At 54.7% G+C, this 15,160-nt stretch carries 10 protein-coding genes; 6 read left to right on the top strand and 4 right to left on the bottom strand.

From position 1 onward, the window contains the following. Positions 1-22 precede the first annotated feature (22 nt). Positions 23-643: a thiamine phosphate synthase gene (locus G7G_RS0108155; RefSeq protein WP_010440318.1), complete on the bottom strand. Its 621-nt coding sequence runs from the start codon at positions 641-643 to the stop codon at positions 23-25. A gap of 154 nt (positions 644-797) precedes the next feature. Here G7G_RS0108155 and G7G_RS0108150 point away from each other — a divergent pair, with 154 nt between their 5' ends. The 4 genes from G7G_RS0108150 (at position 798) to G7G_RS0108130 (ending at position 5,134) form a co-directional block, all read left to right on the top strand. Further along, positions 798-1,541 carry an RNA methyltransferase gene (locus G7G_RS0108150; RefSeq protein WP_010440317.1) on the top strand — a complete coding sequence of 248 codons (744 nt, stop codon included), beginning with the start codon at positions 798-800 and terminating at the stop codon, positions 1,539-1,541. A 62-nt stretch (positions 1,542-1,603) separates the two neighbouring features. Continuing rightward, positions 1,604-2,749 (top strand): heme A synthase, encoded by a 1,146-nt coding sequence (ctaA, locus tag G7G_RS0108145; RefSeq protein WP_010440316.1) that lies wholly within the window; start codon positions 1,604-1,606, stop codon positions 2,747-2,749. Positions 2,750-2,754: 5 nt separating this feature from the next. Continuing rightward, positions 2,755-4,224, top strand: coding sequence for a carboxypeptidase M32 (locus tag G7G_RS0108140; protein ID WP_010440315.1), 1,470 nt, complete (start codon positions 2,755-2,757; stop codon positions 4,222-4,224). 505 nt (positions 4,225-4,729) lie between these two features. Next, complete coding sequence (locus G7G_RS0108130) at positions 4,730-5,134, top strand: response regulator (protein ID WP_202945031.1); 405 nt, start codon at positions 4,730-4,732, stop codon at positions 5,132-5,134. On the opposite strand, the gene G7G_RS0108125 is transcribed toward G7G_RS0108130, so the two are convergent. Then, positions 5,131-6,735: an adenylate/guanylate cyclase domain-containing protein gene (locus G7G_RS0108125; protein WP_029621832.1), complete on the bottom strand. Its 1,605-nt coding sequence runs from the start codon at positions 6,733-6,735 to the stop codon at positions 5,131-5,133. The two genes, G7G_RS0108130 and G7G_RS0108125, sit on opposite strands and share 4 nt — an antisense overlap. Positions 6,736-6,738: 3 nt before the next feature. Further along, positions 6,739-9,213 carry a response regulator gene (locus tag G7G_RS23675; protein WP_010440312.1) on the bottom strand — a complete coding sequence of 825 codons (2,475 nt, stop codon included), beginning with the start codon at positions 9,211-9,213 and terminating at the stop codon, positions 6,739-6,741. A gap of 557 nt (positions 9,214-9,770) precedes the next feature. On the opposite strand from G7G_RS23675, the gene G7G_RS0108110 reads away from it, so the two are divergent. Together G7G_RS0108110 and G7G_RS22840 are read left to right on the top strand one after the other, a co-directional pair. Then, positions 9,771-11,072 (top strand): DUF3300 domain-containing protein, encoded by a 1,302-nt coding sequence (locus G7G_RS0108110; protein ID WP_010440310.1) that lies wholly within the window; start codon positions 9,771-9,773, stop codon positions 11,070-11,072. A gap of 1 nt (position 11,073) precedes the next feature. Next, positions 11,074-11,964 (top strand): DUF2950 family protein, encoded by an 891-nt coding sequence (locus tag G7G_RS22840; protein ID WP_010440309.1) that lies wholly within the window; start codon positions 11,074-11,076, stop codon positions 11,962-11,964. A gap of 286 nt (positions 11,965-12,250) precedes the next feature. Here G7G_RS22840 and gyrA read toward each other — a convergent pair whose 3' ends face one another. Next, positions 12,251-14,956 carry a DNA gyrase subunit A gene (gyrA, locus tag G7G_RS0108100; RefSeq protein WP_010440308.1) on the bottom strand — a complete coding sequence of 902 codons (2,706 nt, stop codon included), beginning with the start codon at positions 14,954-14,956 and terminating at the stop codon, positions 12,251-12,253. Between the last annotated feature and the right edge of the window lie 204 nt (positions 14,957-15,160).

Below are 15,160 nucleotides of genomic sequence, written 5' to 3'. Positions count from 1 at the left end.
CAAGGGTTAACGCTCACAGTCGTCAGCGCATTGCGGCGATCAGAGTGTTCAATGCATCCAGCGGGTTGTCATGTGACCAGATCTCATCACCGATGCCAAAGAAATCTGTGCAGGGGGTCAGGTCTCGGATCAGGTCTTCGGTAAGCCCGCCTTCGGCCACCACCGGAACCTCGATCATCTCAGACCACCATTGGAACAGGTCTTGCTCAGCGCGGGTTCCATCGCCCAGCGCGACGTTGCCGACCGGGCCAAAGGCAACATAGTCTGCACCACCTTCTCCAGCGGTCATGCCATCATGGCTGGAGGCTCCGCAAAAGCTGCCGACGATGGCATCTGGCCCCAGTTCCTTACGCGCAGCCCTGACCGAGCGTGCCGCATCGTCCAGATGCACCCCGTCCAGACCCAGCCGTTGCGCCAGCAGTACATGGTTCGAAATCACCAGCGCCACGTCATGCGCATGAGCAACCTCACGGCAGGCATCAGCGGCGCGAGCGATGGTATCTTCGTCACTTCCTGCCAGAGCCAGGCGGATACAGGCGATCTCGGCCCCGTCCAGAACGCGGGACAACTGGTCGGGGAAAGTGCTCAGTGTGATCGCTGGTGGGGTGATCAGATAAATCTGCGGCTGCTCGGGGGTGTCCATTGGCGCGTCCTTCGCTTTCAGTCTTTCGCGCGGTTTAGCGGATTGCGGGCGGGAAGCAAACTTTTATGCCGTCTCGTGCTGGATTAGACGCGCCGGGTGCCTTGCCCTGCGGGGGAGACGCGATTAGAGCAGGCAGACCTTTTCGGAGACAGCCATGCCCAGCGATACATCCCAGCCTTCTTTCGTGCTTGTGCGCCCTCAGATGGGCGAAAATATCGGTGCTGCAGCACGGGCGATGTGGAATTTCGGACTGGACCGGATGCGGATTGTTGCACCGCGCGATGGATGGCCGAACCCCAAGGCCGTTGCGATGTCCAGCGGCGCAGGGCGATTGCTGGATGAGGCACAATTGTTCGACGATCTGGCTGGAGCATTGGGGGATCGCACATATGTCTTTGCGACCACGGCACGGCAACGGGGCTTGACCAAGCCAGTGTTCAGCCCCGAGCGGGCAATGCAAATCGCCGCGGAAAAGGTGGCCGCTGGTGAAAAGGTGGCTGTGCTGTTCGGTCCAGAACGCGCCGGGCTTGAAAACGAGGATATCGCCAAGGCAAACGCGATTATCTCGGTACCAGTGAATCCCGAATACGCGTCGCTGAACCTTGGGCAATGCGTTTTGCTGACGGCTTACGAGTGGATGCGCCAAACTGGGGATGTGATGCATGAAGCCACTGATCTGGGCAAAGGCGACTGGGCTACGGGGATCGAGGTCGAGAAGCTGGTCGAGCATTACGAGGATCGGTTGGAAGAGGCGGGATTTTTCTACCCGCCCGAAAAGGCCGAAGGGATGAAGACCAACCTGCGCAATCTATGGTCCAGGATGCGGATGACGCGGGCGGACGTTCAAATGCTGCACGGGGTGATGCGTCAGATGGTCCGCTGGAAGGATCGGGGCTGAGGCTGGACCTCGCCCCCAAGTCAACCTAGCTTGCGACGAAATCCAAGGCACAAGAGGACAGCATGAGCGGTAAGCGCAGCATCTTCGAAGACGTCTCAGACACTGAAAAACCACAAGCGGTTCAGCCGGGTGTGATCGATCGCGGGCGCGGTGGTGCACGCCAGGCCATTCGCGTCTGGCTTATGATCCTGTTTGCGCTTGTGGTCATCATGATCGCGGTCGGCGGACTGACCCGACTGACAGATAGCGGCCTGTCGATCACCGAATGGCGTCCGATCACCGGGGCCATCCCGCCGACCTCCGAGGCTGACTGGCAGGCCGAGTTCGACAAATACAAGCAAATCGATCAATGGCGCATCCAGAACCAGTGGATGGAGCTGGATGATTTCAAGTCAATTTACTGGTGGGAATGGGGCCACCGCCAACTGGGCCGCGTGATCGGACTGGTCTGGGCTCTCGGCTTTTCCGGTTTTCTTGTTGCCCGCAAGATACCGGCTGGTTGGACCGGTCGATTGCTGATCCCCGGAGCGCTCGGTGGCGTTCAAGGTGCTGTTGGTTGGTGGATGGTTGCGTCGGGTGTGACGCAAGGCGAGGGGATGACCGCAGTTGCAAGCTATCGACTAGCGGTGCATCTGGGGCTTGCGTTTGTCATCCTCGGATTTCTGGCTTGGTACATCTTCATGTTGGCGCGCGAGGAGCGCGATCTGATGCAAGCACGCCGCGCAAAGGAAACCCGGTTGTTCTCGCTTTGCACAGGTCTGATGCATTTCGCCTTTTTGCAAATACTCATTGGGGCGCTGGTCGCGGGTATCGACGCGGGTCGTTCCTATACGGATTGGCCTTTGATCGGAGGTCAGCTTCTGCCACCGGACGCCACGATGCTTGAACCGATGTGGCGAAATTTCTTCGAAAGCCCGGGCCTTGTGCAATTCATCCACCGCTGCGCTGGTTATCTGCTGTTCGCTTTTGGTGTCGTTGTTTGGCGGCGCGGCGCGGCAAGTGCGCATCCGCAGACGCGGTTCGCTTTCAACGCCGCATTCGCTGCGCTTTCGCTACAGGTGGTGGTCGGTATCATGACAGTGATCTACGCGGCACCCTGGCAAATCGCGATATTCCACCAATTCATGGCCGTCGTGGTTTGGACGCTGATCCTGCGTGCACGTTTTCTCACGGCCTATCCTATTGCAACTTCTCTGCGCGGAGCATAACTCAGATGACAGCTTTCAACGACCTGATGGCCTATCAGCGCCAAACTTCGGCCCTTGGCCAGATCGCCGGACGTCTGGGATGGGATCAGGAAACGGTAATGCCGCGCGGCGCAGCTCCGCAACGGGCCGAAGAGATGGCTGCGATCGAAGCCGTGCTTCACGCGCGCCGCTCAGACCCACGTGTGGCAGAATGGCTGGAGAGCGCATATGCAACTAGCGAAGCGGACAAGGCTCAGCTGCGGGAAATTCGACGCGAATATGATCGGGCGGTGAAGGTTCCATCGGATCTGGCTACTGCAATTGCACGCGTGACGTCCGAGGCGCAGGGAAAATGGGCGCAGGCCCGCGCGAATGAGGATGTCGCTGCTTTTCTACCCGTTCTGGAAGAGGTTGTTGCACTTAAGCGCGAGGAAGGTGCCGCGCTCGCTCAAGGCGGTGATATCTACGACGCAATGGTCGAAGATTACGAGCCCTACACGACGGGTGCGCAGATTGCCGAGATATTCGACCAGATGCGCCCACGTCTGGTTACTTTGCGCGCAGCTGTCCTAGATCGGCCCGAGCCTGCGGCTCTGACCGGTAGATTTGACGAGTTGATCCAAATGCGCCTGTCGCAAAAGCTGGCCGTCGCCTTTGGCTATGACCTAAATAATGGCCGCGTGGACAAAGCTGTACACCCGTTCAGTTCTGGCAGCGGGCTGGATGTACGCATCACCACCAGAACCAGCGAAACGGACCCGTTCAATTGCTTCTATTCCACGATCCACGAAGTGGGACATGCGGCTTATGAACAGGGGATCGACCCGGATTATTTGCTGACGCCTTTAGGGCGCGGTGTATCCATGGGAGTTCATGAAAGCCAAAGCCGGATTTATGAAAACCAACTGGGCCGGTCCCGCGCCTTCACCGGCTGGCTTTTCGATCAAATGAAAGAAGCCTTTGGCGATTTTGGCATCGCCGACGCCGATGCCTTCTATGGCACCGTTAACCGAGTACACAGTGGATACATCCGGACCGAAGCGGACGAAGTGCAGTACAACCTGCATATCATGCTGCGGTTCGATCTAGAGCGTGCGCTGATGGCAGGTGATCTGCAAGTCAGCGACCTTGAAGCCGCGTGGAATGATCGTTTCGCCGCAGATTTTGGATATGCGGTCGACAAGCCTTCGAATGGGTGCCTGCAGGATGTGCACTGGTCTGTTGGGCTGTTTGGCTACTTCCCGACCTACTCGTTGGGGAATGTCTACGCAGGATGTCTGAATCAGGCTTTGCGCAAGGCCGTACCCGATTTGGATTCGCAATTGGCTGCGGGCGATTCCTCGGGCGCCACCGGATGGCTGCGCGAGAACGTCCAGCAATTTGGCGGCCTTCATGCGCCGCGCGAAAACATCCAGAGGGCAAGTGGTGTCGAGCCCGGGCCGGAGGCGTTGTTGACCTATCTTGAGAACAAGTTTGGGGCATTGTATGGGCTTTGAGCGATGGCCGATTATTAACTTCCTGAAGGTGTACGCAAGTTTTTGAGTTCAGGATCTTGCTCAAAAGAAACGCCCGCCTCAGGCCCATCCTGTGAATTCGATTTTCTCGCTGCAAACGCACACAGCGCAGATTTTGCTGGGTGTGCATTATCTTGAGTACGGCGATGTGGCGTAAGGAGCCACCATTCGGGCCCGGCGCAGCGAGAATTCCCCAGGCAATTAACGAGACGCGGACACTACCGCCATTGGCAATCTGACAATGAACGACTGCTTTGGTCGCAACTCGACCGCAGCAAAAAACAGCAAGGGTGGGAAAGCGAAATTCGTAGCGGGTTGGGTGGACTAAAAGAAGACATTATCTGAAGACACTAATTTGTTCATTGCGTGAAGCTGAATTGATGAAAGAATGCTTCAACCGAAACGACTTGCGCAATCTAGTGGTATGTTCGACATTTTGAAAATGGATCCGGAAACACTCTGTCTCGTGGGCAGTCAAATGGCGCGCATGCGTAAAGGGGGAAATTTGGCTAAAGTTCTGTTGGTGGAAGACAACGAAATGAACAGCGATATGTTGTCGCGTCGGTTGGCGCGTAAAGGCTTCCAAGTTATCGTTGCGAAGGACGGGTTGGAAGGCGTGTCCATGGCTGGTGAAGCAAATCCCGACATTGTTTTGATGGATATGAGCCTGCCTGAAATTGATGGATGGGAGGCGACACGGCGCATCAAGGCAGCACCCGAGACGGCCTCAATCCCGGTGGTTGCGCTGACGGCACACGCAATGGCCAGCGACCGGGAAAAGGCGCTGGAGGCAGGTTGCGATGACTTTGATACCAAACCTGTCGAACTTAACCGTTTGCTTGAGATAATGGAAAAACTGCTGTCAGCCTCTGGAGGTAGATCCGACTACTAAGATTTCCGTCCAGTGATGAAATATGTTTTTGCCTGGCCTTTGCCCTTAATTCTCACATCCATCGGATCAGTTAGGTCAAAGCAATGCGTAACCCGCCTTGCAGTCTCCTCTGAGACTTGAATGCGGCCTGGCGCACCCGTTGTTTCAAGACGGCTGGCGAAATTCACTGTATCCCCCCAAACATCGTAGAGAAAACGGTGTGACCCGATTATTCCGGCGACTACGGGCCCACTGTGGACGCCGATTCTAAGATGCATAGGGTAGTCCAGCTCGTGGTTCAGCGCTTCGACCTGAGATAACATCCGACAAGCCAGTTCAACCATCACTTCAGCGTGGTCATTCCGGTGGTCGGGTACTCCGGCCGCGGCCATGTAGGCATCTCCGATTGTCTTGATCTTTTCCACACCAAGTTCCGAAGCCGCCTTGTCGAAGCCCGAAAAAACCCGATTAAGGTAGTCAACCACTTGCGCGGGTGACAATTTCGCCGACATCTCCGTAAAGCCAACCATGTCCGAAAACAGGACAGTCACATCGTCATGACGGTCGGCAATCGTGGCCTCTCCGTCGTTCAACCGTGTCACGATTTTTTGCGGCAGAATACTATGCAACAGGTCTTTGTACTTTTGCTTCTCTGCCTCCATCTGAAAGAGATAGAGGCGCTCTCGCTCCCGCCACTGTCCTTTCTCAAGCGCGGCGTTGATCCGAGCTTGCAACAAGATTGGGTTGAACGGTTTAGGGAGGTAATCTTCTGCTCCGATCTCAACGCAACGCGCGACGCTTTCGATCTCATCGAACGCGGAAATCATGATGACCGGGATGTCGCGCCAGTCATCGTTTTCTTTCAATCGCTTCAAAACATCATAACCGTTGAGATCCGGCATCATAAGATCAAGCAGGACCAGATCGAACGCGTGTTGAGATAGCTTTTCCAGAGCCGAATATCCTCCGTCGGCGGTCCAGACTTGATGGCCATCCCGTTCGAGCCGCCGGGCAAGCAGCGTACGGTTAGCTTCGACATCATCTACGACTAGGATGGTTCCGGTTAGCGAAGCAGTCTCCGCAACCGGATCAATCGAGCGTATGCTTTGAGCCAGATTCGCGAACATTTCAGCTGCGTCCTGCGATGCCTCGGGTATTTTGAAGCCATCGCCGGACTGGTTGTCGGACAACGATGCGAGCACATCAATTTCTTGCAATAGAGAATCCGTATGCTTCAGCAATCCGCGCAGGTCCAACTCCAGATGTCCTGCGTTTAGATCCTCCAGATCCTCAAGCAGCATTTCGCTGTAGCCCTTGATCGCATTCATCGGCGTTCGCAAATCGTGACGAAGCCTTTTCACTCCTTCGTCACCGCTTACCGTAAGCTTCAAGGCCATTCGGGGATGCAGAAGCTGGTCCACAAACACGCTTAGTTCGGTTGCAGCCTGAGATATTCGGTTCAGGTCTGATGCGGCTTCCTTCAGAGTAAGGCGTTCAGCCTCACTTTCGAGAAACTCACATAGCCCGACTACCGCACTGACCGGGGAAATCAGGTTCTGGCGTAAATTTGCCAGCCACATTGCCTGTGCCTGCTCGGGTTGGGTATTCGGGGCGCTACTCACAGCCTATACGTCTTCAGATCGAGAAGCCGAAAGGATTTCGTTCAACTGGTTCAGAATGATTTCAATCTCATCCCCATCTTTGCGGACCAGCGTCTGGAACGAGCCATTCAGTTGCGCGCGGTCCTCGCTGGACAGGGATTTGGCGGTCACGATGATGACGGGAATATTCTTCCACTCCGGGTTCTTTCTTATCCCCGCCAAGAACTCAAAACCGTCCATCTCGGGCATCATGAGATCAAGTAAAATCACGTCCGGCACGAACTGAGAGAGGCGTTGAAGGGCATCCAGTCCATTGATCGCCTCGTCAATCTGCCAGCCTTCTTTTTCGAGAACGCGACAGATTAGCTCACGCGTTGCAGCCTCGTCCTCGACGACCAGAACGCGTGGCGTTGGCAGAGTTGGGCAGTGCTCTTTGAGGACACTCAGAAGCTCGGTAGTGTCAATTGGCTTGCCCAAATATTCACTGGCTCCCAGCGACAAACCTCTTTTGCGATCCTCTGCGAAAGTCAACATGATGACAGGAATATCCGCAAGTTCGGGATCGTCCTTGAGCTTGGACAAAACAGCCCAGCCATCGATTTCGGGCATGAAGACATCGAGCGTGATAGCATCAGGACGGGTTGTTCGAGCCAGTTCTAATGCCTCATCGCCGTTGGCCGATGCGAGGACGCGATATCCCTCACGAAGTAGTCGTCGACCAAGAAGATCATGCACGGTCGGATCGTCATCCACCAACAGAACCAGCGGCGCATTCGGGTCATTGTTCAAATCATTTCCCGACTGATCAGCCAGACTAATCACGCCCGTTGACGGGTCGCGACAGATGCGCGGTAGGCGAATTGTGAAGGTCGAACCTTCGCCAAGCGCACTTTCGCAGTGAATGTTGCCGCCCAACTGTTCGCAGAAGGCCTTTGTGATAGACAGCCCCAATCCGGTACCACCGTAGTTACGCGTTGTTGAGGAATCTGCCTGCGTAAACGCATCGAATATCCTCTCGACCTGCTCTAGCGACATGCCGATGCCGTGATCGGTGACCGCAAATTCCAGTTGATCTGTGTCGTTCGATTTTACAACCGATAACGTGATCATTTCCTGTTCTGTGAACTTACAAGCATTGGACAACAAGTTCAGCAGGGCCTGCCGCACCTTGGTCAAGTCACAGACCATCTCGCCGATATCATCAGGGCACTCAATTTCCAGCGTGTTGTTGTTCTGCTCAGCCAACGGCTGCACTGTCGCGCTTACATCTTTGATCATCTGGAAAACGTCGAAAGTTTCCAGTTCGAACTCCATCTTTCCGGCTTCGATTTTGGAGAGGTCCAATACATCATTGATCAACGCAAGCAGGTGTTTCCCGGCAGATTGGATCTTCTTCAAGTCGCTCAGGTTTGCGTCATCCTTCTGGTCGATGGCTTCTTCCAGCATCAGTTCACTATATCCAATGATCGCATTCAGCGGCGTGCGCAGTTCATGGCTCATATTGGCAAGGAAAGTGCTTTTGGTCTTATTGGCGGTCTCAGCGATATCGCGGGCCACCCGCAACTCGCTCTCCACACGTTTTTGCCGCGTAATATCCCGACCGTAGATATTCGCGTATCCTCCTTCCGGAACCGGCCACAGCAAAAGAGAATAGGTCTGACCACCAGCCTTATACTGGAAATCTGCCCGTTGACCATCCTGCAAACCCTTGGCAACACGTTTACGCCAACCCGTTCCCACTCGGTCACCAACTTTTAGCTGCAGCGCTTCGATTAATGGAGCGCTTGCCTTATTGGCGTAAGTCAGTTCGCCCTGATCGGTGATACGCAACACCGGGTTCGGGTTCTCTTCCGGAATGCGGGCCAGTTCACGTATCTGGTTTTCGGCTTTAAGTTGATCGTTCAAGGCCCTTGCGTTGGCCAGGCTCAACTTGATGCTATCGATAGCAGTTGATCGTGTCAGAAACGTAAGCTTTACGATTGCCAAAAACACGCCAAGAACGATGAAGGTGTTGATATACCACGCTAATGGACCCCACAGCAGCATGGCAATCCAAGTAAAAAACAGAATTTGGCTTGAGAAACCAAAGGACACTCTCATCGAAAATGTCGTCGACCCGCCCAGTGCGCCGACAAATGCAAACAAATACAGCATCATCTGCTCGTAGGGAACCAAGTATGGCATCATGAACAAGTTGAAACTACCCCAACCAGCCCCCAGAACCATCGAGGTGACCAGGATGACTTTCAGCCGCCGATGGGATATCGATCTAGGCCTGGGTTTAGTACGCAGTTTATAGTAACTCTGCATGCCCAACAGGTTCACAATCGCCAGTACCGCAAGCGATCCGATCGCAGGGATCGTCAGATGGGAAGGCCCAATCTGCACGATCTGAACAGCAAACGCCGTCAAAAACGAAAGCGCAAAAACGGGTGTCGTAGACACCACATTCAGTGCTTCGTAAATGCGTAGTTCGCCTTCGTAATCCTGTTCTTGCATGCCCGGCACACGCTTCTCCCCCAAAAGCCGCCCAATTTTCGGTCACTAAATCAGGTACGGCCCTAATCTTGCAAGATTTATCGACGGTTGCATTTTTGAATGTGCTCGTTGCGTACGGTTAGGTTCTCATGGTTCGGGCAGCGAGTTCTCATTTCAATACTGTTCCTGAGCCATCCTATATTTCTGCTATGACGCTCAAGAGGCCATAGTTTTGCGCGAGAACGTCCAGCAATTTGGCGGCCTTTATGCGCCACGCGAAATCATCCAGAGGGCAAGTGGTGTCGAGCCCGGGCCGAAGGCGTTGTTGACCTATCTTGAGAACAAGTTTGGGGCATTGTATGGGCTTTGAGCGAGGGCCGAATATTAACCTCTATAAGGCGTATGAAAGTTAACGAATTCAGGATTTTGCTTAATAGCAACATCCGCTTCGAGCCCAAAGCGGACACTCGCTCAATCTTGATTGGGTGTCGATTATTATCCCACAACCGTTTTATTGACTGATCGGTTGCCAGAATCGCAGTCTTAGGTGATCCTTCAAGAAATCGAAGGATCGCAATATGTTTAGGTTTCTATTAATTGCATTCGGTATTTGCGTATCTACTTCAGCGTTAACGCAAGAGTCGTCTGAAGATGTAGCGGCAAAAGATGATACCTCGGCGACCTCGTCCAGTCTGCTAACTGACGCTGAGTTGCAGACATTGGTCGCCCCGGTTGCTCTTTATCCCGACACGTTACTCATACAGATATTTGTCGCGGCAACCCAGCCATTGGAAATTGTTAAGGCTGAACGGTATTTGCTCGATAACGCCGACCGCGACCCTGTTGAACTGGAACCGGAAATCGATGCAATGGGATGGGATCCTTCTGTCAGTGTGTTGGCAACGGCGTTCCCCCAAGTTGTTGGTCAGATGGCCACCCATATCGACTGGACCGAGACAGTTGGCACTGCCATGTTGGCCCAGTCCGACGATGTGATGGATGCGGTGCAGGTCATGCGGGATCAGGCAATTGACAGTGGCGCTCTTGTTTCAGGGCCCGAGCAAACTGTCGAAGTGTCTGAGGACGACACCATAGTAATTACGCCGACAGAACCCGAGACGGTATACGTCCCACAATACAATCCCGAGACGATTTATACTGGCCCGTCAACCGGGGATGTTGTGGGCGCAGCACTACTGACTTTTGGCGCTGTTGCCCTGATCGACGAAATTTTCGACGACGACGATGATTGGAACGACTACTGGGGGTGCCGAAATTGCGGTGGCTGGGGCGGCGGTCCGATTTATAGAAATCCAGACATCGACATAGACGTGGATGGCAACGTCAATATCGGCAATGATATAGATTTAGGTGACCGAACGGATATCGGATGGAACCCCGATCCTGACCGGCAACAGGAGGCCCGGAACAAAATAGCGGACCACAAAAGACCCGAAGGTGGCCGTAGCGACTTGCCGGTTAACCGTCCTGACGGTCGCACGGATGAGCTGCGTGCAAAGTTGAGCCGAGAATCTGGTGCTGCAGATATTAGCCGTGACCGCGGGGCGGCTGCAGCCGCGGTCGGTGCGGGTGCAGGGGCTGTAGCAGGCGGTGCCTTGGCGAACCGGAACAACGCTGATCGGGACAAGGCTGCCGCAAAGCAACAAGCCATTGATCGCACCAAACGTCCAGATTCAGCGAAAAAGCCAGTCGCACAAAGACCGCAGACCGCCAAGAAGCCGCAAGCGAAGAAAGCCGCATCGACGCAGCGCAAGCCCGCGGCATCCAAAGGGCAAGCGATGAAGAAAAAGGCGTCCGGCAGCAGAACTCAAAGCGCGTCCAAGCGTGGACACGCCGCTAAAGGCAAGCGGAGACGGTAAAATGCGTAGATCAGTATTTTCAATTTTGTTGCTTGCCGCGACCACAAGCCCGGCCCTCTCTGAAGGAGCCAGATTTGATACGCCGCAAACCGCACTGGATGCTTTTGTTGATGCGTTGAAGGCTAATGATCAGAGCAAGCTGATCGAAATTTTCGGGCCTGAAGCCGAGGATCTGGTTGGAACGGGTGATCCGACGGAAGATCAAGAAAGAAGGCAGGAAGTGCTTGGCATGTATGCCGAGGGGTATCGTTTCCGGCCTGAGGACGATGGCGTTGTACTTCTTCTAGGTGAAGACGGTTGGCCTTTTCCTATCCCAATTCTGCGTAGAGATGACGGTTGGCGCTTTGACCTGGAGGCTGGGATCGAGGAACTTTCAGCTCGTGAAATAGGCTTGAATGAGTTGGAAGTGATCGAATTGCTTGAGGCCTATGTTGACCTGCAGGCAGCTTTCCGGCTTGTGGACCATAACGGGAATGGCGTTATGGAATTCGCTCAGACGATCATTTCCGATCCGGAAGAGCAGAACGGTCTCTTCTGGCCTGGAAAAGACAGCTTTGTCGGTGCAGCGCTTGCCCGCGCCGCAGCTTCGGGGTGGAGTGACGGTCAGGTTGACTATGAGGCCGAACCGTTTCTTGGCTATTATTACACAATCCTGCAAGAGCAGGGCCCTAACGCTCCAGGGGGTGCCTACCCCTATTTCGTCGGGGATCACTTTGTTGCAGGACATGCCTTGCTGGCAATACCGGCAGACTACGGAGAAACTGGTATTCATTCCTTTCTGGTAGGCGAAAACGGCATAGTCTACGAGGCAGATTTTGGCCCGGAGACACTCAGTATTGCATCTGAAATTTCTGCTTATGATCCAGACACGAATTGGTCACCGGTCGAGTAATATTTGGATTGAAAGTGGCGCTAAAACTCTGCGCTTTGCTGAGGCCACTATTTGCGGTTCGTGTGACAAACTTCAGTTCGATGGTTACGTGTACCCGAACAGGTTCAGCCCGGATCGCTCTTGCAACACCCATTGTGACTGCGAGCAAATTGCCCATCTTACGACTTGATCCATTCTTCTGCCTTCACACGTTTCGACTGAATGACTGAAAAGTTCGCAGAGCTGTAATTGGAAGGTTTAGACCAAAGAAACCGAGCTTAACTCACCCGATTTCGTTCTCGATCCTTCATTCTTCGGCTTCTTCATCACCCTGGTCTGCAATCCAGGCAACACTGACGACTTCTTCGCCCTTGCCCGTATTGAAGACTTTCACACCGCCCGCGCTGCGGGAGCGGAAAGAGATCCCATCAACCGGCACCCGGATCGACTGACCCTTTGAGGTGGCCAGCATGATCTGGTCGTCAATATCAACGGGGAAGGATGCCACCAATTTACCGCCGCGCATGGCCTTGTCCATCGCTGCCACGCCCATACCGCCGCGTCCGCGAACCGGGTAATCGTGGCTTGAGCTCAGCTTGCCCGCGCCCCCTGCCGTAATGGTCAGGATCAGGTTCTCGGCAGCCGACATCTCGGCATAACGTTCCTGTGGCAGCACACTGTCGGCGTTACCTTCATCTTCTTCCGTCTCGGATTCATCGGTGACACCGGCCATAAGGCGGCGCATTTTAAGGTAAGCGGCCCGTTCATCCGAGGTGGCGTTGAAGTGGCGGATGACCGACATCGAAACCACCTCATCATCGCCGGTCAGACGTACACCGCGTACACCAACAGACGACCGGCTGTTGAACACCCGTACATCTGTTGTTGAGAAGCGGATTGCGCGGCCAGATTTAGTGACCAGCATGACGTCATCATCTTCGGAACAGATACGCGCGTTGATCAACTTGGTGTCGGCGTGATCCTCTTCGAACTTCATAGCGATCTTGCCGTTGCGCTTGACGTTGGTGAAATCTGACAAACGGTTGCGCCGCACGGTGCCTGCACTGGTGGCGAAGATGATCTGCAGGTTTTCCCATTCTTCATCCGGCACATCCACCGGCATAATTGCAGCAATAGAAACCCCGGTTGGAATCGGCAGGATGTTGACGATGGCTTTGCCTTTGCCAGTCCGCCCCGATTGCGGCAGGCGCCAGGTCTTAAGCTTGTAGACCATGCCATCCGTTGTGAAGAACAATAGCTGCGTGTGGGTATTTGCCACGAAGAGCGTGGTGACCACGTCTTCTTCTTTGGTCTGCATACCAGACAGACCTTTGCCGCCGCGCTTCTGGGCGCGGAAATCAGCCAGCGGAGTGCGCTTGATGTATCCGCCCGAGGTGACGGTCACGACCATATCCTCACGCTCGATCAGGTCTTCGTCTTCCATGTCGCCGGACCAGTCGACGATCTCGGTGCGACGTGGAACGGCAAACTGGTCTCGTACGCTGCGAAGCTCATCGCCGATGATCGACATGATGCGTTCGCGCGAAGATAGTATATCCAAGTATTCCTTGATCTTGGCGGCGAGTTCTTCCAGCTCGTCTGTGACCTCTTTGACACCCAGTTGGGTCAGACGTTGCAGACGCAGTTCGAGGATGGCGCGGGCCTGAACTTCGGTCAGGTTATAGGTGCCGTCGTCGTTCATCTTGGACAGAGGATCGTCGATAAGACGCAGATAGCCTTCGATATCAGCCGCCGGCCAACGGCGGGTCATCAGCTTTTCACGTGCTTGCGCTGCGTCTGCAGACGAGCGGATCGTGGCGACGACTTCGTCCACATTGGAAACAGCGACCGCCAGACCACAGAGAATATGGCTGCGTTCGCGTGCTTTGCGCAGATCGTACGCAGTACGACGGGCAACCACATCCTCGCGAAAATCGATGAAGGATGTTAGGAAGCGGCGCAAGGTCAGCTGTTCGGGGCGACCGCCATTCAGGGCCAGCATGTTGCAGCCGAACGAAGTTTGCATAGGTGAGAAACGATAGAGCTGGTTCAGCACCACTTCGGGCGTTGCATCGCGCTTCAATTCGACGACGACGCGCACACCATTGCGGTCGGATTCGTCCTGCACATGGGACACACCTTCGATCCGCTTCTCACGCACGGCCTCGGCAATCTTTTCGATCATAGCGGCTTTGTTCACCTGATAGGGAATCTCATCGACGACGATGGCGTAGCGGTCCTTACGAAGCTCCTCGACACGGGTCTTGGAACGGATGATGACGCTGCCACGGCCCTCCAGATAAGCTTTGCGCGCGCCGGACCGGCCCAGCATTACGCCGCCGGTCGGGAAATCTGGGCCGGGGACGTATTCGATCAACTGTTCCGAGGTCAAGTCCGGGTCATCGATCAGCGCCAGAGTTGCATCAACCACTTCACCCAGATTGTGCGGAGGGATGTTCGTTGCCATACCCACAGCGATACCGCCGGCACCGTTGACGAGCATATTTGGGAAACGGGCGGGCAGGACGGTCGGCTCTTTGTCTTTGCCGTCATAGTTGTCCTGAAAATCGACCGTCTCTTTTTCAATATCGGCCAGCAGGGACGCGGCAGGCTTGTCCATCCGAACTTCGGTATAACGCATGGCCGCCGGGTTATCGCCGTCCATCGAGCCAAAGTTGCCCTGACCATCCAGTAGCGGCAGGGACATCGAGAAATCCTGTGCCATCCGCACCAGCGCGTCATAGATCGCACTATCACCATGCGGGTGGTACTTACCCATCACGTCGCCGACCGGGCGGGCCGATTTGCGGTAGGCCTTTTCGTGCGTGTTCCCGGTTTCGTGCATTGCATACAGAATGCGGCGGTGCACTGGTTTCAAACCATCGCGCAGATCGGGAATGGCGCGCGACACGATGACCGACATGGCATAGTCCAGATAGGACGTGCGCATCTCGGATTCGATGGATACCGTCGGGCCGTCATAGACGGGGCGCTCGGGCGGTGTTTCATCCATGTTTTCAGGTATTTCTGGCGTATCGCTCACGTAGGCTGCCCGTGTCTTGTTTTTGATCTATATCTTGTGGATGCACCTTATCAGACCCGGCATATAAGGTGCAAGCAAGCAACCGTCTTGTGGCCAAATTAGCCCGGTAACAGTAGAGTAACATATTGTTATCTAAGTATTAGGTGATTTTCGTGTTACCCTGAGAAGACCTTG

It is taken from the genome of Ruegeria conchae (assembly GCF_000192475.1).
GTDB classification, from domain to species: domain Bacteria; phylum Pseudomonadota; class Alphaproteobacteria; order Rhodobacterales; family Rhodobacteraceae; genus Ruegeria; species Ruegeria conchae.
This window is presented reverse-complemented; position numbering and strand designations above follow the sequence as displayed.